Annotated in this window: 12 protein-coding genes and 2 pseudogenes; 11 read left to right on the forward strand and 3 right to left on the reverse strand. The window is 41.4% G+C overall.

Annotation, left to right across the window (positions count from 1 at the left end; translation table 11 throughout):
- Positions 1–277 precede the first annotated feature (277 nt).
- The 11 genes and pseudogenes from TY03_RS02965 to TY03_RS03005 all read left to right on the forward strand — a co-directional run bounded on the left by TY03_RS02965 (position 278) and on the right by TY03_RS03005 (position 16,990).
- Positions 278–1,990: a SusC/RagA family TonB-linked outer membrane protein gene (locus TY03_RS02965; RefSeq protein ID WP_081713030.1), complete on the forward strand. Its 1,713-nt coding sequence runs from the start codon at positions 278–280 to the stop codon at positions 1,988–1,990.
- 148 nt (positions 1,991–2,138) lie between these two features.
- Positions 2,139–5,261 (forward strand): SusC/RagA family TonB-linked outer membrane protein, encoded by a 3,123-nt coding sequence (locus TY03_RS02970; RefSeq protein WP_042367170.1) that lies wholly within the window; start codon positions 2,139–2,141, stop codon positions 5,259–5,261.
- Between the two features lie 65 nt (positions 5,262–5,326).
- Positions 5,327–6,284: pseudogene (locus TY03_RS02975) on the forward strand (IS982 family transposase).
- A 15-nt stretch (positions 6,285–6,299) separates the two neighbouring features.
- Positions 6,300–8,108: a RagB/SusD family nutrient uptake outer membrane protein gene (locus tag TY03_RS02980; RefSeq protein WP_042367175.1), complete on the forward strand. Its 1,809-nt coding sequence runs from the start codon at positions 6,300–6,302 to the stop codon at positions 8,106–8,108.
- 30 nt (positions 8,109–8,138) lie between these two features.
- Positions 8,139–11,135, forward strand: coding sequence for a SusC/RagA family TonB-linked outer membrane protein (locus TY03_RS02985; protein ID WP_148335559.1), 2,997 nt, complete (start codon positions 8,139–8,141; stop codon positions 11,133–11,135).
- A gap of 15 nt (positions 11,136–11,150) precedes the next feature.
- Complete coding sequence (locus tag TY03_RS02990; RefSeq protein ID WP_042367177.1) at positions 11,151–12,830, forward strand: RagB/SusD family nutrient uptake outer membrane protein; 1,680 nt, start codon at positions 11,151–11,153, stop codon at positions 12,828–12,830.
- 108 nt (positions 12,831–12,938) lie between these two features.
- Complete coding sequence (locus tag TY03_RS02995) at positions 12,939–14,066, forward strand: hypothetical protein (protein WP_148335560.1); 1,128 nt, start codon at positions 12,939–12,941, stop codon at positions 14,064–14,066.
- A gap of 19 nt (positions 14,067–14,085) precedes the next feature.
- Positions 14,086–16,317 (forward strand): polysaccharide lyase family 8 super-sandwich domain-containing protein, encoded by a 2,232-nt coding sequence (locus TY03_RS03000; RefSeq protein WP_148335561.1) that lies wholly within the window; start codon positions 14,086–14,088, stop codon positions 16,315–16,317.
- Between the two features lie 179 nt (positions 16,318–16,496).
- Positions 16,497–16,667, forward strand: a complete 171-nt coding sequence (locus TY03_RS23160) for a hypothetical protein (RefSeq protein ID WP_394330865.1) — start codon at positions 16,497–16,499, stop codon at positions 16,665–16,667.
- Positions 16,648–16,827: pseudogene (locus tag TY03_RS23165) on the forward strand (DDE transposase); the annotation flags it as partial. The gene TY03_RS23160 and the pseudogene TY03_RS23165, both read left to right, overlap by 20 nt.
- A complete protein-coding gene (locus TY03_RS03005; protein WP_187373968.1) occupies positions 16,760–16,990 on the forward strand; it encodes a hypothetical protein in 231 nt (76 codons plus the stop codon). The pseudogene TY03_RS23165 and the gene TY03_RS03005, both read left to right, overlap by 68 nt.
- A 21-nt stretch (positions 16,991–17,011) precedes the next feature.
- On the opposite strand, the gene TY03_RS03010 is transcribed toward TY03_RS03005, so the two are convergent.
- From TY03_RS03010 to TY03_RS03020, 3 genes are read right to left on the reverse strand one after another with little or no spacing between them, the layout of a single operon-like run.
- Entirely contained in the window at positions 17,012–17,980 is a 969-nt protein-coding gene (locus TY03_RS03010) for a DUF5017 domain-containing protein (RefSeq protein ID WP_042367181.1), read from the reverse strand.
- A 28-nt stretch (positions 17,981–18,008) separates the two neighbouring features.
- On the reverse strand, positions 18,009–19,700 hold the full coding sequence (locus TY03_RS03015) for a RagB/SusD family nutrient uptake outer membrane protein (RefSeq protein ID WP_042367182.1): 1,692 nt from the start codon (positions 19,698–19,700) through the stop codon (positions 18,009–18,011).
- A gap of 21 nt (positions 19,701–19,721) precedes the next feature.
- Positions 19,722–22,865, reverse strand: coding sequence for a SusC/RagA family TonB-linked outer membrane protein (locus TY03_RS03020; RefSeq protein ID WP_042367183.1), 3,144 nt, complete (start codon positions 22,863–22,865; stop codon positions 19,722–19,724).
- Positions 22,866–23,162: the final 297 nt, after the last annotated feature.

Below are 23,162 nucleotides of genomic sequence, written 5' to 3' on the forward strand. Positions count from 1 at the left end.
CTAGTTTTGCAATACTAAACGATTGGATCGTCACCAATAATTCATACACATACTGATATCCATTGATTGACCTAACAATACAAATATCGGAACCTATTAATTAGTATTATGCGCCGTGAGCGATGTACTCCAAACACTATATAGCCTCTATTATTAACCTTAAAAGGCACAAACCTTATAACATAAAAGAGAATACTAGCAAACGTCGGCTTAGAAAGCTACACTAACCTATTTTTTTAATATAGAACCAAGGCGGTTCATTCAAACCATCAATATTATGATTAAAGACAGATTAAAGATAGCACTTTGGCTATCGATTGGCATGTTTTTTGTTCCTACGATCGTATGGGCACAGGTCATTATTACAGGCACAGTTTCTGATAGTTATGGCCCTGTTATAGGGGCCAATATCATTGAGAAAGGAACGACTAATGGCGTAATCAGCGACATAAACGGAGATTTCAAACTCCAAGTAAGCAACACAAAAAAAACCATAATAAAGGTAAGTTATGTCGGCTACAAAGACAAGGAGATTCCCTTGAATGGTAAAGTTAAATTCCATATAAATTTGGAAGAAGACTCAGAAACTCTGCAAGAAGTAACTGTGGTTGCTTATGGTATTCAAAAGAAAGAGACCTTAACCGGGGCTATTTCATCGGTAAAGACCGATGCGCTGCTTGCCTCCCCCAATGCGAGTGTCGCCAACTCATTAGCAGGTAAGATTACTGGTCTGTCGTCGGTACAAAACAGTGGACAACCCGGAGCTGAAGACCCGAAAATTTTTGTACGCGGTGTGGGCTCACTCACTGAAGGCGGAGCAGCACCGCTCACCTTGGTGGATGGCGTGGAGCGTAATTTCTACCAAATGGACCCTAATGAAATTGAAAGTATTACGGTATTAAAAGATGCTTCGGCAACTGCCGTTTTCGGTGTACGTGGTGCCAATGGTGTGATTTTGGTTACCACCCGACGCGGCACTGACAGCCGTGCCAAGATTTCACTCAGTTCATCGGTAGGTATTTCTCAAATTGCACAATGGGTGGAAATGAGCGATGTGTATACCTATGCCCAATTATATAATGAGCAGGAGCGTAACGACGGACGGGAGGAGATTTTTAAACCCTACGACTTGGATCGATTTGAAAAAGGTGACAATCCCATTATGTATCCCAATATAAATTGGCGCGACTATATGGTAAAAACAGCCTCGATACAGGCTCAACACAACCTGAATCTTTCGGGAGGTACAGATAAGATACGTTACTTTGTGTCGGTAGGTTTCCTCTATCAGGACGGATTACTGAAAGATTTCGGTACCAATGATAGTTATAAGTACAAACGCTACAACTACCGCACCAACCTTGACTATTCTATGACCAAAAGCACCACTTTGAAATTGGGCATAGATGGTATTGTGGGCGATCGTCAGGAGCCTACCAATACCAATATTTGGAAAGATCTTTCTATCTCTCAACCTTTCTCCGGTCCCGGTTTGGTCAATGGCAAGCCCATGACTTCGAAAGAACATTACAGCAGTATTCTTTACAGAAATCCTTTTATTATCACCTACGGTAAAGGGCACAGCAACAATGTTGCAAACACAATGAACCTCGATTTGCATTTGGTGCAAAACCTTAATTTCATCACCAAAGGGTTGTCGGTTGAAGTAAAAGGAGCTTATAACACTGATTACTCGGTAATCACCATCCGGAGAGGAAACATAGAGACTTATACCCCGTACTTTGAATCGGAAATCAACGGCTCGGAACTGAATGTAGGCGACTCCGATTTTAACTATAACATTGTACACCGCATCAGTGGAATCAATTCGAAAGACAGCTGGGAACAAAATAACAACCGTGGACGTAATTGGTATTTCGAGACCAACGCACGCTACAATCGCAAGTTCAACAACCACAATATGGGCGTTCTATCGCTCTATAACCAAAACAAGAAATATTATGGCCCATGCGCAAAAGTCCGTGGATGACAATTACGCATGGGCCGTTAATGCTTTTCTTCTATTCTCTTTTGAATAGACTTCTAATAGATAAGAAATGTGAACGAAATGTAATAACTTAAATTAAATTTTTATGAAAAGGAAAATCAGATTTAAGATAGCACTTTGGCTATCACTCATGATGTTTTTTGTGCCTACGATGGCTTTAGCGCAGGTCATGGTTACAGGTAATGTCTCTGATGATATGGGACCTATTATTGGTGCCAATATTATAGTTAAAGGTAGTATTAGCGGTGTTATTAGTGATGTGGATGGAAACTTTAAAATACAAGTACCGAATTTGAATAAAGCTGTTCTGAAGATAAGCTTTATTGGTTATAAAGAGCAAGAAGTACCACTAAATGGCAAGAATCACGTCAAGGTAATCTTAAAAGAAGACTCTGAAATGCTGGAAGAGGTTACGGTAGTTGCTTACGGTGTGCAGAGGAAAGAGACTCTGACAGGTGCTATATCTTCTGTTAAAACAGAATCTTTACTGGTATCGCCCAATGCCAGTGTAGCAAACTCATTGGCAGGTAAGATTCCGGGATTTTCGTCGGTTCAGTCGAGCGGACAGCCAGGTGCCGAAGACCCTAAAATTTATATTCGTGGCGCCGGGGCTTTGACGGAAAGTGGTTCTTCGCCTTTGATATTAGTGGATGGTGTAGAACGTAGTTTCTTCCAAATGGATCCTAACGAGATTGAAGATGTGACGGTATTGAAAGATGCTTCGGCTACAGCTGTATTCGGGGTGCGCGGTGCCAACGGTGTAGTTTTGGTAACTACGCGCCGCGGTGCAAAAGGTAAAGCCAAGATAGCGGTTAATTCATCAGTAGGTATACAAACTCCTACCCGTATGCTGCACAATGCCGACAGCTATACATACGCCACTCTATTCAGAGAGCGTGAAATAAATGACGGTCGCGATCCGGATAGGTATTTCACGGACTATGATTTGGAGCGTTTTCGTTTGGGCGATGAGCCTATTATGTATCCAAGTATGGATTGGCGCTCCTATCTATTGAAAAAATCAGCCATACAAACACAACACAATCTTAATATATCGGGCGGTACTGATCAGGTGCGATATTTTATTTCCGTAGGGTATCTCTTTCAGGACGGCCTTTTCAAAAATTTCGGGAATAGTTCGGAAGGATATAGCTACAATCGCTATAACTATCGTACCAATTTGGATATTGATATTAGTAAAACCACTCTTCTGAAGCTTGGTATAGGTGGCGTTGTGGGTAATCGAAAACAATCAGCGGTTCCGGAAGATGGAATGTGGAGAAACATGAATAACAGTCAACCGTTTTCTAGTCCAGGTGTAATTGATGGAAAAGCAGTCGTTATTCCTAATAAGTATGGTGATATTGTAAACAGCGATCCTGTGACAAATATTTATAATCGTGGTTGGCTCAAGACTATGACCAATACATTGAACATGGACTTACTGCTAGTGCAAAAGTTGGATTTCCTAACCAAAGGACTTGCAGTAGAAGTGAAAGGGGCTTATAATACCGATTACATCTTCAGAAAAGGTATGACAAAGCAGGCTAGCCGTTATCGATTGTATAGTGCCTATTATCAGTCGGAACTGGAGAATCCTGAGATGAACCCTACCGATCCGAACTACAATAAGTCAATTGTTTATTTAGTCTCTGGAAATGAAGACGGCCCAGCGTATAGTGAAGGTGATGGTCGTGGACGTAATTGGTATTTCGAGGCCAGTTTAAGATATAATCGAAAGTTCGGTGATCACAATGTAAGCGGTTTGTTACTGTATAACCAAAACAAAAAGTATTACCCCGGACAGTTGAGCTTTATTCCTACAGCCTACGTTGGTTTGGTGGGTAGAGCTACTTACGATTACAAGTCCCGTTACTTGGCGGAGTTTAATATTGGTTACAATGGCTCCGAAAACTTTGCACCGGAAAAACGTTTTGGTACTTTCCCTGCTTTTTCGTTGGGATATATTCTTTCTGAAGAGAAATTCATGAAAAATATAAAGTTCCTTGATTTCCTGAAATTCAGAGCCACAGTCGGTCTGGTTGGTAACGATAATATAAGTAATAACCGTTTTCTTTATTTGCCAGATAGCTATGATATAGATAAGAGTGGTACAGACAGAGAATGGGGAAATAATCAATGGGGCTATAATTTTGGTTATGACAATGCCACCGTTATGAAAGGTACGTTGGAAAACCGTTTAGGTAACCGCAATGTGACTTGGGAAACTTCCTTGAAGCAGAACTATGGTATCGACATTAATTTTTTTGATAACCGTTTGAAAACCAAGTTCGATTACTTCATTGAGAAGCGTAAAAATATTCTGATTGCACGTAAGACCCTTCCAGGTATCACAGCCTTTACCCCATCTCTGCTTCCTGTGGTGAATATGGGAGAAGTTGAGAATAGAGGCTATGAAATTGAACTGAACTGGAACGACCGTATCGGCAATGATTTCAGCTATTACCTGAATGCTAACATATCTTATGCCAAGAATAAGATAATCTTCCAGGATGAAGTGGAGCCTAACGAGCCTTATCTATGGCGTACGGGCAAGCAGGTAGGAGCTGTGTTCGGTTATATATCCGATGGTTTCTATCGTGAAGACGAATTCAATATCACAACTGATGCGAAAGGTAAAAAGGTATATACCTTGAAAGAGGGAAATCCGGTTACGCAGATTGCTGTACTTCCAGGTGATGTGAAGTATAAGGATTTAAATGGGGATAAGTTTATTAATGAGGATGACCAGTGTCAAATAGGATCTTCTTCACGTCCTAATTATATGTTCGGCTTGAATTATGGTTTCGACTATAAAGGTTTCTTCTTTTCAATGAACTGGACAGGCGCTGCCGAGCGTTCAGTAGTGCTAGGTCATATGTTTAGCAACCCGTTCGGCGGAACATTGATGGAATATCAAACAGAAGGTATTTGGAGACCTGAAACGGCTGAGGTAGCCACTGCTCCCCGTCTCTCAAAAGATCATGCCGACTATAACCATCGACAATCAGATCTTTGGGTAAAAGATGGATCTTATTTAAAATTAAAGAACTTGACAGTGGGATATAACTTCATAAACCGTCCGGCCTTGAAGAAACTAGGTATCAGTCAGTTGGGAATTAAATTTACAGGCTATAACCTGTTGACTTTCGACCATCTCAAAATTATGGATCCGGAATCCAATCCAGATTGGTATAATGACCGTTATCCGGTAATGAAGATTTATAACTTGGGTGTGAATATTACTTTTTAAAAAATAATATGATTACCCGTTGGCGGAATTAATTATCTAATAAGATGTTTTAAAATAAGTTGTACATATTCGTGATATTTAGTATATTAGAAGTGAGCAAACTTTTTAATATGTCATCACTCTATGCACAACTTATATGCAATATTCGCAAAATTTCTCCACATTTGCAAGGAGTTTTCTGATAATCTTGTAACCGAACACGGTAACATACCTCGCCCCGGAGTTGTTCCTCGTTTTTCTGATTTAGAAGTAGTTTCTCTTAGCCTTACGATGGAGTCTATTGGTTTGGATAGTGAAAACTACTTATTTTCCAAACTAGGAGAATACTCCAATGAGCTGCCACATCTAATTTCAAGAAGACAATTTAATGATCGTAGGAAACTCACAGCCAATCTCTGTAAAGAGATACGCGAAAGAATTGTGACTGAAATTGATGGTGGGGAAGAATTCTTCTGTATAGATTCAAAGCCAATAGAGGTTTGTCGTATTGCCAGAGCTAAACGCTGCAAAGTTGGCAAAGATGACTATGAACGTTCACCTGCATTTGGATATTGCGCTTCACAAAAACTTTATTACTATGGCTACAAACTACACGCAGTCTGTGGATTAAACGGTGTGATACACTCCTTTGATTTGACAAAGGCAAACGTTCATGACATTCATTATCTTCAGGATGTAAAGTATGAATATCAGGATTGTAGCCTGTTTGGTGATAAAGGATATATTGGAACTGAGGTACAATTGGATTTATTTGAAAGTGCTAACATTAAACTGGAAGTACCTTACAGACTCAATCAAAAGAATTGGAAGCCAACATTTATTCCTTTTGCTAAAGCAAGGAAAAGAATTGAAACACTCTTTTCGCAGATGTGTGACCAGTTCATGATGATAAGGAATTATGCCAAAGACGTCAATGGGATTTTTACTAGGATAATCAGTAAGATTAGCGCTCTTACGATTTTGCAATACATCAACAAAATGAACAATAGACCTATTGGAAGGATTAAATATGCGCTAATTTAATTCCGCCAACGGGTTATGATTATGAAGAAATATATAAATAGCTTGTTCGTGGTTTTTTCGTTGCTATTCGTAGGATGTGACGATTTCAAGTTTGGTAATGCCTTTCTTGAGAAACCTTTAAGTGACGAGGTGAATATAGACAGTGTGTATGCGCATAAAGTATATGCTGAACAAGCATTGGCGCAGATCTATCATACGCTTCCAGACTTTCAACCTCAGGCCAATCGCTTGTCATGGGGTATATTGGAGTCTTTGACTGATTTGGCGGATATGACTAAAGGTGGAGGTAACAGTTATCATAAAGGCACTATGTCGGCAGCCGATCCGGGTGGTGGTCCTTATCAGATGATTTATAACGAGGCTGATGGAGCAATGTCTGCTACTTGGGGTATTCGTAAAGCTTATATATTCCTGGACAACATAGATCGTGTACCCGATATGACGGATGAAGAAAAGCGCACCCGTAAAGGAGAAGCTAAAGCTATCATGGCTTTTCATTATGTGCAAATGTTCCGTTATCTGGGAGGTATGCCATGGATTGATCGTGCCTATGGTCCCGGAGATGAAATGAAATTTACCCGTATGACGGTGCAAGATATGGTGACAAAGGTGCGTAACTTAATTGATGAGGCTGCCGCCATGCTACCATGGGAAGTAGAAGCTGCAGATGACGGACGTATGACAAAGGCTGGTATGATGGCATTGAAAGTACGTTTTCTGTTATTTGCTGCCAGCCCCTTATTCAATAGCGAACAACCATTCAAGTCGGGAGAGGCTTCTAATCGGCACTATACATGGTGGGGAAATTATGATAAGAGCCGTTGGCAAGATGCATTAGACGCTGGTTTGGCGTTCTTGCGTGAAAATCAAAATAATAATAACTTCTATCAATTAGTTAATACAGGTAATCCGCGTAAAGATTTCTGGGATGGGTATTTTACCCGTTACAATCATGAGATTTTGATATGTAGTCATCGTTATACGAAATGGAATGTGAATAGTAAGGCTATTTCACAGATTAGATATGGAGCAGGCCATCCTACTATGAATTATGTAAATATGTTCCAAATGAAAGATGGAACAGAGTTTGACTGGAATAATCCGGTGCATGCTAAATATCCTTTCTTTGATGCAAAAGGCAATATGGTTCGTGATCCACGTCTGTATGAGACTGTCATTGTAAATCAGGACAAAATATTGGGACGTAAGGCAGAAATATACTGGAAAGGACGTGATGCTCCGAATCGCATGGGAGGAAAGGGTAATGGTGACTTTATTTGGAATAACTATGCTATCTGTGGTATAGCAGTGCGCAAGCATACACAAGATTTGAGAGTTGATGTGCAGAATAAGTTCTATGAATGTCCATTGCTACGTTTACCAGAAGTTTATTTGAGCATAGCTGAAGCAATGAATGAGTTGGGCAAAGCTACGGAGAAAGACGAATTTGGACGCGATGCTTACGATTATGTCAATTTAGTTCGCGACCGTGTAGAAATGTGGGGTTATACTAAAGAAATGATTACTCCAGGAAAGGGTTTGCGTGAAGCCATTTTGCGTGAGAGAGCGTTGGAGTTTGGTTTTGAAGAAGTACGCTACTTCGATATCAATCGTTGGAAACACAAAGATTATTTGGATATCACTCGTTATACGTTGGATACATGGAAAGAAGCAGACGGTTCTTATCGTCATGAATTGACGCAATTCTTCCCAAACAAACGTATATGGGTAGAACTTTGGGATGATCGTTACTATTTGACTCCACTTCCATTGATAGAAATCAACAAGAAGTATGGTTTGGTTCAGAATCCCGGTTGGGAATAATGAAATTCTAATTATTAGCACAAATGTGATATGAAAAAAAGAAATATATTGATATTTGGAATGGCCGGTTTGTTTTCACTCGCAACCATGGCTCAACAGACGGTTACAGGAATAGTACAGGATCGTTATGGCATTCCAATGAAGGGAGTGGCTTTGTTTACCGTAGGTGCACCAGAAAACAAAGTGATAACTGGTGAAAACGGAGCATTTGTTCTCAAAGCGGACGAAGGAGACTATATCGAAGTGAGATATGCCGATGGTAAAGTAAGGCGTGTATGGGTATCAGATAAGTCAGTGAAAATTTGTTTGACCGATGTGGATTTCTTGGTAGAGAATAGAGGAGTAGAGTATACGGAACGTGAACAAACGCAGGCTGTCACCACGATTTCCGGTGAAGCGTTAAGATCAAACTCTTCTCCCAATCTGACCAATGCGTTAAATGGCTTATTCCCGGGATTAATGGTGAAGCAAAATACCGGTTGGACGAAGAATGCCAGTTTGACAGTTCGTGGAGGAGGCTCTTTGAGAGGGGCTGAACCCTTAGTGATTGTAGATGGAATACCTCGCCCTTTAGAATATGTCAATGGGAACGAAGTGGAAAGTATTTCTGTACTGAAAGACGGAGCCGCTACTGCTTTGTGGGGATTGCGTGGAGCTAATGGTGTAATTGTAGTTAAGACGAAACGAGGCCTGTATAATACTAAAAGTGTAAACGTAAATTATACCTTTGGAATGGGGATGCCCATCAATCAGCCTAAATTTGTAGACGGATATACTTATGCACAGATGAAGAATGAAGCGTTGTATTATGATGGTCTGGAACCACAATACAATCAAGCAGCTTTAGATGCTTTTCGCGATGGTTCTCGCCCGGACTTGTATGCGAATACTAACTGGATGAGTGAAGCGTTGCGTAATCACACTACAAACCATCAATTGAACCTCTCTTTCAGAGGAGGAGGGAAGTCTTTGCGCTACTATGCGTTGGTGAATTATAAGAACGATCAGGGTATTTTGAATGAAAGTCTTACTCAACTTTCCGAACGTTATGATGCGCAAATGAAGAAATATGACTTGAATGCTCGTATTAATTTGGATGTTGACATTACCAGTTCTACCACGGCTACTTTGTCAATGTTCGGTCTGTTGCGTGAAGAAAATCGCCCAAGGATCAGTGAGGGAACCATGTTTTCCTATCTATATAACACTCCTTCGGCAGTATATCCGATTCGTACCTCTTCTGGTGAATGGGGAGGAAGTCTGTTATTCCCGAACAACCCTATTGCCGAAATTGCCGATATCGGATATTACCGAACTGATCGGCGTCTGCTACAATCAAATTTACGTATTCATCAGGACTTGTCTATGCTGGCGAAAGGTTTGAGTGCAGAATTATCCCTTGCGTATGATAATGATGCCGTTTTTCAAGAGACTGGTACACAAAGCTATGTTTATGAACAGAATGACCTGATATTGAATCCGAATACGGGAGAATATGAAATCGTGACAGAAAAAAAAGGTGAAGATAAAGCTCTATCTATTAATAATAATAATCTGAACAGTCAGTACATGCGCACGGTACTTGAGGGTAAGATTGGTTATGACCGTGCTTTTGGTCGTCATGCCGTGAATGGATTACTTCAATATTGGCAACAGTCCTATGTTCCGAAAGGTAGAAATAATTCCATGTATCGTCAGTCATATATGTTTGCAGGAGGATATAACTACGACAATCGTTATGCACTGAACGTAATAGTGAATCGTATGGGTACCAGTGTATTGAGCAGAAATGATAAATATCGTACTTATCCCTCCGTATCGGCTGCTTGGATACTTTCCAATGAGTCATTTATGAAGAACCTGCAGATAATAGACAATTTCAAGTTGCGCGCCTCCTGGGGACGTTCGGGCAATGACAATATTGGCTACGAACTAGATGTACGTTACTGGGAAAGTACTGGTGGTTATCAATTCGGTGTTACTCCAGCAGGTTCTTCCGGTATGCATGCAGGTACATTGGCTATAGAGAAGCTTGACATTGAGATAGCAGATAAATATGACGTAGGATTTGATTTGCAGATGTTGGACAAGCGATTGTCTTTAGCTACGGATTTCTATATGGATAAGCGGAGAAATATATTGGTAAGTAATAGCTCTCTGTATTCTGCAGTGATTGGAGCAGGGATTCCCAGCCAATGCATCGGTGCGGTCGACACGAAAGGTCTTGAACTATCGTTGGTTTGGAGAGATAAAGTAGGTAAGAACTTCAACTACTATGTAGGTGGAAATTTCTCGTCCATGAAGACTGAAATTATGGAAAACGGTGAAGGATATCAGCCTTATAGCTACCTGTATAAGAAAGGTAATCAACTGGGACAGAATTATGGTTTGGAGGCTATCGGATACTTTAACGATTGGGATGATATTAAAAAAAGTCCTGAACAAACATTCTCTGATGTACGTCCGGGTGACATTAAATATAAAGATCAGAATGGTGACAATCAGATTAATGAACATGACGTTGTGTCTATTGGACATTCTATCAATCCTGGTTTTTTCTATGGCATCAATTTAGGGTTCGAGTACAAAGGTTTTGGTATTGATATGTTGTTTCAGGGTGCTGGGCAATTGAGTCGTATGTTGAATACGGCAAGCGTATATTGGCCGTTGCGCAACGGTAAGAGTAACTTGTCAAAGTGGTATCTTGAAGACAATGTACGATGGACTGAAGAAACTAAAAATAGTGCAACGTTGCCTCGTTTGACTACACTTAATAATGCTAATAACTTCCGTAGTAGCACTCAATGGCTGGCAGACGGTTCTTATTTAAAATTGCGTAACTTGAATATTTACTATAACCTGCCTCAGAAATGGATAAAACCTATGAGAGTAAATAAATGTCAGGTATATGTAAGAGGTAATAATCTGTTTTCTTGGGACCACATTGATTATGCAAATTGTGAGGATATATCTGTCAACTATCCAGACTTAATGTCTGTGTATGTAGGTTTAAATATTAACTTCTAAAAATAACAGAACAATATGAAACTAAAGAAATATATTACTTTTCTGGCTGCTATGGCTATATTGAGCGGTTGTGATTTTCTGGAGTTCGACGAATCACAAGGGCTTAATAAGAATCAAGCTTATGCAACTTTTGAAAATATTCAGAAGCAGGCTACGGCCATCTATCGCAAACTGTCGTCCGACTATGGTGTTATTGGTGGTGCATTACGCGAATCGGCTACGGATAATGCAATGTATACTGAAAAAAGTAATGCCGTGAATGATGTGTACACCAACAAATGGAGCTCGATTAACTTAATTGATAATCAGTGGGGAGGTTATTATGAGCTGATTCACGATGTGAACCTCTTTTTGGAGAACTATACGGAGGAAGCACTCGACATCTACAAGTGGGATAAAAATTTTAAAGATGATTTGACAAAGGTACGTATGGCATTGAAAGAAGTGAAAGTTTTGCGTGCTCTCTATCATTTTGAATTAGCCAAACGTTATGGAGACATCCCTTTGGTACTGAAAACCTATAAATTGAATGAAATTAACGACGTAAAGAAATCGTCTTTTCAAGATGTAATCGACTATATTGATCAAGAATGTGCTACGCAGGCTCCAGAACTTCCAGTGTCATTCAATGATTTTGTCGGTAAAGAGGTTGGTCGCGTGAACCGTGGCGCCGCTTATGTCATCCGTGCTCGTGCATTGCTTTATGCTGCCAGTCCGTTGTTCAACAAGGACAACAACACGGAACTTTGGAAAAAAGCGGCTGATGCTGCATACGAAGTAATCAAACTGAATACCTATCGATTGGAAAAGATTGACAAAGATCCGTTGTGGAATAAAAGCGGTAACGATGTTTTGCCTTCCAAACAATTAATTTTTGAAACGCGTGGTAGTACAAATAACTCTTTTGAGAAGAATAATCTGCCAGTCGGTGGTTTCGGAGTAGTGTCGCTTGGCCGAAATGTTCCGACACAAAACTTGGTGGACGAATATGAAATGGCAGACGGTGTTCCGTTTGACTGGAACAATCCAGATCATGTAGCTAATATGTATTATAATGCAAGTGGAAAGGCTACTCGTGACCCTCGTCTTTATCAGAATGTGTTGTGTAACGGCCGAACCTTTATGAAGATTAAGTTGGAAACTTACGAAGGTGGTAAAAATGGTGTTCCATTGGATGGTGCCACTACTACAGGCTATTATTTAAAGAAGTTGGTAGATGAAACGGTATCTTTGGATCCGGTGAAGCCGATTTCCAAGCCTCACCATTTTCCGACTTATCGTTACGCCGAAGTTTTACTGAACTATGCTGAAGCTATGAATGAGTGGAAAGGACCTGACTATACGGATGCCACTCATCCGCTTTCTGCCCGTGATGCGTTAAATCAAGTTCGTTTGGCTGCGAATATGAAAGAGGTAGTTGCCGTCAATCAAACCGAATTTCGAGTGAAGGTACGTAAGGAACGTCGCATTGAACTGGCTTTCGAAGATCACCGCTTTTGGGATATTAGACGATGGAAAGAAGGTAAACTTGTGCAAAATATCTACGGTGTGAAAATACAGAATGACAATGGAATACTCTTATACAAAAAAGAAAAGGTACAAGAACGTGTTTGGGATGACAGAATGTATCTATATCCTATCCCCCAAAATGAAATTTATGTGAATAATAACTTAACACAAAATCCAGGATGGTAAAATCATCTACAAGACTTTTAATAAAGAATTAGTGATGAAAGGTAAAGAGAGGGATTGTGAGATTCTTCTCTTTACCTTTCATTGTATTTTTTATAATATCAATTTATAATGAATCATTATGCAGAAAAAACAATTATACTTTTTCTTTTGATTTGTACGCCTATGTTGTCCATGACACAAGAGAAAGAAATGAAATTTGCTTTTCACAATTATAACCGTTATTATGGTGAAGCTCGTCAAAAGAAGGATGATGTGAAAGGTGAAGCGATGCTGATATTACGAGATACTTTTGCAAAAAATCCTTATAGGTATCATTCTATGAGTACGGACTTAACAGTGCAGGAGTGTCTGGAACAATTGGATGCGAATGGAGTATTTTTAGGGTTGAAAGATTTGGAGGAAGGTTTACGAAAAAATGGGGGCTTTCAGAAGATATCTTCAAGTTCGCAAAACAAAATAGGCCTATTCCTTACAGATGCTTTTAATCGTATTTGGAAAATAGCAGATACTTATCGTAAAGGAATGATATCTGAGGAACAGGCACTTTCAAACAAAGTGTTGAAAGCTATCCTCCATTACGGCACTATTGAAGCCGGAAGACCAAATGATGGTCCTCGTTTGCATACTTCTTGTTTTGCTATGCCGACAGTAGCCTCCAATATATATTTCTGTTTCCTAAAACAGATGGATAAGGCAGAAAATGGACAAGGAGAAGATTTACTAAAAGAAGCTTGTGTTATGCTGAAAGTTATTGGACTGCAAGCCTGGACACAACCTTTGCGACATGACGAAACAGATCTAAATGTAGTTTCAATTCCTCGTTTTCGTAATCACGTATGGTGGGTGGGTGGTAATGCGTTGGGGTATCGTTCCTTGTTGCCGATAGCTGCCATGTATAGTTCTATTCCGATGATAGATTTGTTATCAGAAGTTTGTCAAAAGGATTGGTATTATTATAAAGGCTACAACAAGCAGATGAGCATCACATTTGACGAGCAGGGTAATTCTTATCTTGAAAAAACACCTGGTATGTACTGCACCCTAAGTGATAAAACCGGTAGCGAATGGAAAAAGTTCAGCTCTACTTTCTATATTCTCGAAAACATACTGCTAATGTTGCAGTTCAAGTTGCACACATCAGGTAATGTAGGTCACGTACCTGGTTTCAAACTTACCGATAAGAGTAACGTAGATTTCTGGATTGACGAAATCGCTCTTTCAGAAGCAGAAGATTAATCACCAAAAAAAACAATATATGAACACTTTAAACAGATTACTAAGACGGGTGCTGATACTAGCTCTGTCACTGATTGTCCCCTTTAGTATCCTTGCATTTAATGGATGTATCGATAAATCGGTCATCGATGATATATACATCGATAAACCGGATATTCCGGAAGAACCGGGTAAGATAGAAAAAGACCCTGATTTTATAGCTACCTGCCATAAAATCATCGAAAACATTGTAAAAGAAGAGACTGGCGGTTTGGACATCAACTCACTCGATAAAGCAGTAGAAGACAATCTGAAAAAGTTGAATCCTGACGGTTCCGTGAAAGGTTTGGATTATACTGTTTACGAAAATAACGAGTGGAACCTGCGTACACATTTCGATGTGCTACTCTCTATGGCTAAAGCTTTTGCTTTGCCCAAAAGCAAATACTACAAGGATATGGTTTTACTCGAACGTATTGCCGATGGTCTTATTTATTGGGACGATGCCAACCCCAAAGCTGCCAACTGGTGGAACATACAAGTCGGTATAGCCAAACCGTTGGGTGTGATTTTAGCACTCACTCGCTCAGGTGAAGATCCTAAATTGAGTAGTAAAGTCCTAGGTAGAATGGTAAGATACATGCAATTGAATTGTGGTGACGTAACCAAGCAAACGGGTGCCAATGCTATCGATATAGCTTTACATTGGATTTGCCGAGGTGCGGTGTGGGAAGACCAAAACACCTTAAATACCGGCTTGCAAGAAGCATTCAAGCAACTGAATCGTGTGAGTAGTAATCAAGAAGGGATTCAATATGACGATTGTTTCTTCCAGCATGGTCCACAGCTTTATATCGGGGGATACGGTACTGTATTCTTAGATGGTATACTTAAAATCGTACAATATGCCAACGGCAGTAAATTCGCTTTGGCAGGTGAACAACTCGCCACTTTCCAGAATTTGGTAAAGGGTATCATGCTGAAAAGTCTACGTGGGAAGAGCGAACTGTTTAATGAGATGGGACGCAGTGTAAGTCGGCCAGAGGCTTCTGACACTCGCTTCTGGCTCGGACGGTTGGACAAACTGGCTGAGGCAGATCCCGCTAACGCTTCAGTTTATCAGAAAAACAAAACATGGATTGAAACTAAAAACTATAGCGGTGCCGAAGAGTCATTAACCCAATACTTTGTAGGCGACTTCACTCTCTATCAAGGACCTGCTTACACCATGAGTGTGCGCTCAGTTTCAAGTCGTACTTCTCGTTGCGAAACCGGTGGTAATGGAGAAAACTTGAAAGGTTACTACATTTCAGACGGTTCTACCGCCATACAGCGTACCGGTGAGGAATATTTTGACATCTACCCCGTGTGGGATTGGAATATGGTACCCGGTGTAACCGCACTTCACCAAAAAACGACGCCTAAGGGTAAGGATTGGGGGCAATTGGGCAATACCAACTTCACCGGTGGCGTAAGCAATGGGAAAATTGGGAATTCGGTTTATAAGGTAGATAATAGTAACGATAAACTTGACTTGAAAGCCAATAAATCGTGGTTCTTCTGGGGTAAAGAAGTGGTGGCCATGGGTAGCGGTATCACTTCAAAAGCGACCGAGGAGGTACGTACATCGGTCAACCAATGTTTATACAAATCCGGTGCAAGCTACTTGGCAGACGATATTAAAACACCTGTAAACTTAAACAGCGCAATAGCCAATAAAAACATTAGGGCCATTTGGAACGATGGGATAGCTTACTTCTTTCCCGATGGGCAAAAGGTAAATATTACCGCTCAAAATAAGACTGAAAACTGGAAAACTATCAATACCACTAAAAACAAAATACAAAACATGGATGTGCTTACCCTTTGGTTAGGTCACGGTGCAAACCCCTCACAATCCACCTATAGTTATGTCATTGTCCCAGGTATGAGCGAGGCAGAAATACAAACTTACAAAGTGAAGTCAGAGATTTTAGCCAATCAAGAGGGTCTGCATGCTGTACGCAACGATGGTGTGACGCAAATTGCATTCTTTTCAGCTGGTACATTGACCACCGACGAACTAGAACTCACTGTCGACAAACCTTGTGTGATGATTGTTAAGCCCACAAACAATGGTGCCAATATAGAGGTGGCAGATCCTAGCCACTCACTGAAAGAGTTGACTATCATCTTAAAGAGTGGAAACAAACAAACCTCACGAAATACAACTGTATTTGCCTCCGACGGTACTCGCAAAGGTCAGACACATAGCCTGAACCTCACATTCTAACAGATATGTAAGCAAACGACTCTTTAATAAGACGTGTCCTTACCCATTGTTCTATATCTTAAGGAAAAGCAAAGGAACAGAAATAGGCTGAATTTCAAGAGAGGGATTCAGCCTATTTGATAAATATGTAAAAGGTTTAACGGACACCAATAATCCATTACAAATATTCAAACACAGAAGTGATAGTAAGTGCCATCCGTCAGGAACTCTCCGAGCAGTTGGATATAGATTCTCTTCAGCAGATTCGATGTGAGTACTGGAAACCTTATATGAATAACCTTCATGTCTGCATGACCGATGCCACCTGCTATGAAAGCTATATGCTGAACCTCTTTCAAGGCTTTCAATGAAGGGATACGTCTGAAAGACTGTATTCGGTTACAACAGAGACTCACAAAGACCCGTGTTAAAGCTCTCGGAGCTGATTCTATCTATGCCAACAATGAAAATCGTAAGTTTTGTACCCAATATGGCATTGCCACTTCGTTTGTACGAAAAGGAAGAGCGGCTTAAATTGATTCCGGAAGAAAATGGGAGAAGAAGAGAGAGCTTCTTCAAAACCAGCATGTCTGTATGTCTGCTTTTTTGTCAAAAAGAAGAGAAAACAGAAAGGCTTCACTTGCTCTATCATTTTGCAAGTGAAGCCGTAACTATGGGGCTAAAAAATAATTAAGGTCAATATAGATCTGATTCTCTACTTTACTTCGATAGTCATTTCCTTCAAGACTACTTTACTACCATCTACGTTGGCATTGCCAGCCAGAAAGCTTACCGTATATCTGCCCGGAGTGTTAAATGTATAGCTATAGCTTGTTATGGTTCTATTGATATCTTTAATAGCCTCGCCGGTATCGGGGGGACAGCTGTTGAGCTTCATCTTTTCACTAATCAGCCAGTCATCATTATCGGCCCAGGTAGCGTGCGTATTGTTTCCTCCTTGTATCTGAATCTTATTTAGTTTTACCAACTCAATCAAGCTCCATGTACCTTGGATCAAGCTTCCCGAGACAACTTTCTTATAGCAGTTATTCTCTTTATTGGAGGGCTTAATATCGAAGCAAGAGAAGTTCATTCCGTCTCCTTTTATTTCGACAAGAGATCCGTTTTTCAGTTTATTAGAGACCAATAAATCGGTAATGATGATGGTACGTTGAGGCGTTGTTTGTGTATTGCCTTTGTATTGAAAGGCAAGTACAAATCCGCTTTGATACTCTTTCAAATCGAGGTTTCCCGTTTTTGTCACTTTACCGTCGACTATTTTGCATTGTTCGGTTATATCGTTCCATGCGTGTGTCTGGATCAAAGAACGGTCGGCTACAGTATCTTTCTGTGTCAATCCGGGAAAGTCTTTAGAGAGATAAACCTTCAATGCATTCGTCTGGGTACCGTATTTAGAGTCTACCGTAAACGAAAGGGTTGACTGCTCGATCTCCGAAGGGTCCAGTTCTATCCGGTCTCTGTTGACATACTTATGCCCGTCTTCACCCGAAAAGAAAGTGATAAAATTAGGATTCCCATCGAACTGAAACAGCACAGGTTCGCCGGCGGTAACCACCGTTTTATCGGGGGTTACATTAAAGTCTACATCTTCGATGGTCATTTTGTTGCAGGCACTCTGCAACAATAAAACAGCCATCCCACCTATAAATATATATTTTTTCATATTGTACTCTTTTGATTGATTAAAACATTTATTTCCAAGCAGCACTCTGTTGCAAGAGTTTGTTCAGACCCAGTTCACGATTGGGGATTGGTAACCATTTATACCGCTCGGTGGCGTTATTGGCATAACTAACAGCAAACTTCTTGCCCGATGACCAACGAGAGTCGGCCGTATTCAAAGCAACCAATCGCATGGTGGATACGTACTCATCCCAACGAATGAGGTCGTACTTACGTGTTCCCTCAAAACAAAGTTCGCGAGCCCGCTCGTCTTTAACCAACTGTTTAAACGAAGCGTAATCCATGCCGGTAACCTCAGCCACACCGGTAATGCTTCTGCGGCGAACCTCATTGATAGCATCATAAGCCGCCTTTGTAGGTCCGTTATTTACTTCATTCTCAGCTTCGGCAACCATTAACAGCACGTCGGCATAACGTAGTATGGGGTAATTGATCGGGGTCTGGTTCTTGTCGCGTGGAAGAACCTTTTCGTACTCACGACGGTATTTCCCGGCATTACGCTCTACGTATTCGGTAGCCGTAAAAGTTCCTTTATCCGCACCATCTGCATCCGTTCTTTTATCGCCCTTATATCCCCAATACCCTTTCAGATACTCGTTCTTCGAATTCTTCACATAGCGATAAGGGGCAATGTTCCAATCTCTGCGTACATCGGGGTGAAGTTTCTCTTTGAGACTTCCTTGTTCAAAGCCATCATCTACCAGGCCGTCGCCGTTCAAGTCATTATACATATCCCATAAGTTGAGTGTACAAGAGATAAAGCCGTAGCTATACCCCTCCGAAGAGGTGGTGGCATCTCCATTGGCAATACCGATCGTATTACCGATACGACCCGATCCTTGGTGTGCATCCTGACGGTTGCCTTTCATCTCGGCTTCCCAGATAGACTCCCGGTATTTCGTATCGACTACATCAGCAGCCAGGTTAATAAACACCTCTTTGTAATTGGGGTTCAACCGGTGTTTCGCATCCTTGTTTACTTGTTTTGCCCAGAAGGCAGCTTTCTCGTACATCGGTTTACCCCCATTGGTAGGCCAGCCTGCCATTTTGAGATATACACGGGATAAGATACCACGTACGGTCGATTTATTGATGCGTCCGGCAGGAACCTGATCTATCTCAGCGACCATTGCTTCGGCCTCTTCCATCTCTCTTACTACATTCTCAAGCACCGTTTTCATCGGTGTGTTAGGTATATCAACGTCCGTTACCGACTTCTGAGAGGTGGTACTATAAGGTACATCTCCCCAAGATTGTGCAAGCAAAAAGTAATAGTAAGCGCGCAGAAACTTTGCTTCGCCGCTATAGAGTGTCAAGGTAGCACTATCCATGTCGGGCACACGACCTATCTCTTCGAGCAGAAAGTTGATGTTATTGATTGCATCATACAGATTCTTCCAAAGGTTGAGTACATCGTTATCGCTGGTACTGATGTTATTATTGTAGATACCTACCGGAATCGTATTACGATCGTAGTAGCCCAAATCGTCGGTACCAACCACCATCAGCGGATATACGTTACCGTACAATGCATCTTGAGTGAGGCGGTTATAAGCTGTGGTCAATGACATAAAAGCCTCCTGCTTGTTCTTAAAGAAGTTCTCGGGGGCTACAAAGTCCTTCGGAACGGTATTCAGGAAGTCGCACGATCCCAGACAGAGAGAGAGTGCTATGATGGAAATTATCTTATTGCATTTCATTGTCTTTTCAAAATTTAATGGTTAAAATCCGATGTTTAATCCCACTGAGAAGTTGTAAGCCCGTGGATAAGCGGAGTAATCAAATCCCGGAGTCAAAGCCGAGTTACGCACAGACACCTCGGGATCGTAACCCGAATAAGAGGTGAAGGTAAGCAGGTTATCGCCCGATACAAATACTCTGGCAGACGATAGCGTCCACTTCTTAACCAACGTAGCGGGGAAATTATAACCCAACGACAAGGTTTTCAGTCGAATATAAGAACCGTCTTCGATCACACGCGATGAGAACACCTTAGGGCCTTGACCACGCACGGCAGGAGTGTCACTATTCGGATTCTCCGGTGTCCAACGATCGGCATAGGTAGCAAACATATTCGTATCCTTTCTGGGCTCTCCGTTCTCGAACAACAGGCGGTTGGCATTGATAATGTCATTGCCATAAGACCATTGGAAGAAGACAGACAGGTCAAAGTTCTTATACGTAAAGTTATTGGTGAATCCACCCGTATGCAAAGGATGTCCGCGACCGATAATCGTACGGTCATCATCGTTTACCGATCCGTCTCCGTTGATGTCTTTATACTTAGCAGTTCCCGGTTTGATGCTGCTGCGGTCTCCTCCGTTATTGGGCACATTCGCTTTTAAGATGTAATCTCCCGAGGCTGTTTTATCAAAATCCTCGTATTTATAAGTTCCCTCGTAAACAAAGCCATACATCAGACCAACCGGCTGCCCCACCTGTGCTATATAGGAAGGAGTTTGGTAGCCGTTATCAAAAGAGACAGTGCTCAACAAGGTTTCCTGACCGGCATTTAAATCGAGAATCTTTCCCCGGTTGAAGGATATATTGAAGTTTGTGTTCCAAGTAAACGTTTTCGTTTTGATATTCTGTGTTTCAATCGTCAGCTCCAATCCACGGTTCTGCATCTTTCCAATATTCTTGAAAGCAGTTGAGAAACCGGTTGTGAAGGGAAGATCGGCATTCAACAACAAGTCGTGAGTCACCTTATTATAAACATCTACTGTCAGGCTGATGCGATCATTGAAAAAGCCCAGGTCAAGACCGAGATTGGTTTGAGCGGTTGTTTCCCATTTCAAATCGGCATTAGGTAGCGAGCTAAGGGCGTATCCCGGATAGTAGCTATTGGCAAAAGGATACTCGGTAGTCACACTTGAATATAGTTTGGCATAAGCGGCAAAGTCAGATACGCGGTTGTTTCCGGTCAAACCCCAACTTAGGCGAACCTTACCATTGCTCAACCATCCCGATGCGCTTTCGGCAAATGCCTCCCGGTTGAAGTTCCACGCTGCCGATGCCGAGGGGAAATAGCCCCAACGGTTGTTTGCTAAAAATTTAGAAGAACCGTCCGAACGGAAAGAGGCAGTCAAGTAGTACTTCGCATCATAATTATAGTTCACACGAGCCAAATAAGACATCAGTTTCGATTCCGACAAAGCAGATTCGACCTTGATCGGTGTGCCCTCGTCCATTCCGCTCATACCCAGTGCCTCATTCGTAATCTGCTGAACATCCATGCGGTAGTATTTGCTATAATCACTCTGAAAAGTGATACCTGCCAGCATGTTGATATTGTGCTTCTTCTTAAATGTTTTTACATAAGTAAGAATATTCTCATTCAACCAAGAGCGATTCTCCTCGGTACGCATCGAAGCATTCACACCCTCCGAACGACTGGGATTACCGTAGCGCGTTTTCGAGTTATTGAATGATTCGCTCAATACATTCTTCAGGCGATAACCGGCTGATACTTTCGCCTTCAATCCATTCAGAATTTTATATTCTACAAAAGCATTCGCTACCAGGTTGTCTTCGATACGCTTTCTATACTCTTCGCGAGAAGAAAGAATCGGGTTGAAACGATAGTCGTTGGCTTGATCAACGGCAGGGTCGTACAAAGAGTTCAGCAGGTCGGTATCGTCGTAAGTAATCGGGCGATATCCCCATACACTATACATCAAACTACTGGTAGCACTCGATACCGTGCTCGATGGAGAGGCACCATTGGTGATGGCACGCGTATAGTTGGCATTCATATTGACTGAGAAACGATCGCTGATTTTCTGATCCAGGCTCATACGACCTTGATAACGCTCAAAATCGGAATTCATAATAACTCCCTCCTGGCTCAGGTAAGAAAGCGAAGTGCTGTAACGCGTTCCATCTTTACCACCGGTCAATGATGCATAATGATTGTTTGTAAGAGCCGTACGGAAAATCTCATCCTGCCAGTCATAATACGGCACATGGCGATAATAATCGAGGTTTCTGATAACCTGATTGTCTCCTTCGCCTATCGGGCTAAAATAGGTTTTATCCATTTCTGCTTTCGTACGCACTTCTGTTTGCAGTTTCACAAACTCATACGGATCAAGCATATCAAGCTTATTAGTTATTTTCTGCACGCTAAAGCTACCGTTGTAGGTCACAGTCGGTTTACCGGCTACTCCCTTTTTGGTGGTAATGATAACAACTCCGTTGGCACCACGTGCTCCATAGATAGCCGTAGCCGAAGCATCTTTCAATATGTCGAGTGATTCGATATCGGATGGGTTGATCGCAGCGGCATTGGCATCTTCGACAGGAAAACCGTCGATAACATAAAGCGGTGCATTCGACTGAGTCAAGGAGTTATTACCACGCACTACAATATTGAAGGTAGATCCCGGCATTCCCTCATTGGACGAAACCTGAACTCCGGCAATACGTCCGGCCAAAGCCTGATCGAAACTGGCGATAGGAGTTTTCATCATATCGGTAAGGTTTGCCTTTCCGGCAGCACCGGTGAAATCGCGTCTTTTCACTTCGGTATAACCGGCCGAGATAACCACTTCATCGAGTGCCATCGCGTCTTCTTCCAACACAATTTTCACTGATGTCTGGTTGCCTATTTTAAATTCTTTCTTTTGATAACCGATAAAAGAAGCGGTTAGAACGCTCGATTTATCGGGAGCATTGATGGAGAATTTGCCATATAGGTCGGTAATTGTTCCAATGGTAGTGCCTTTAATAGAGATATTAACTCCCGGCATTTCTTCGCCGGAGGCATCAGTAACCACACCGGTTACTTTGATTTGAGATTGGGCAGAGATTCCTGTACTCAGCAAAATAAGTATCAGTAACCATCTAAACTTTGCTATTTGCATAAATAATTAGATTTGATTAATAACATTTGGGGTCCATTAAATAATTAATTCGTCGACAAAACTACATCTCCTTGACCAAGTAGCTATGATCTTTTCATTCAAAAAAAGTTCAAAATCATCCATTCCAGCACTTAGTGAGGCGTAGGCAGTCCTAAATAAGCTGTTTCAGCACGAAAAAGCCGACAAAAATACACATCTTCCTCAGACTTTACGTACGATATTATCAAAAAAGTAATCGCATCTATCGCCCGACGAAGAGCGATAAGTTCAAGTTCTGACAACATATTTCACGTTGCA

Origin of the sequence: Bacteroides neonati (assembly GCF_000499785.1) — a bacterium.
In the GTDB taxonomy this organism is placed as follows: Bacteria; Bacteroidota; Bacteroidia; order Bacteroidales; family Bacteroidaceae; genus Bacteroides; species Bacteroides neonati.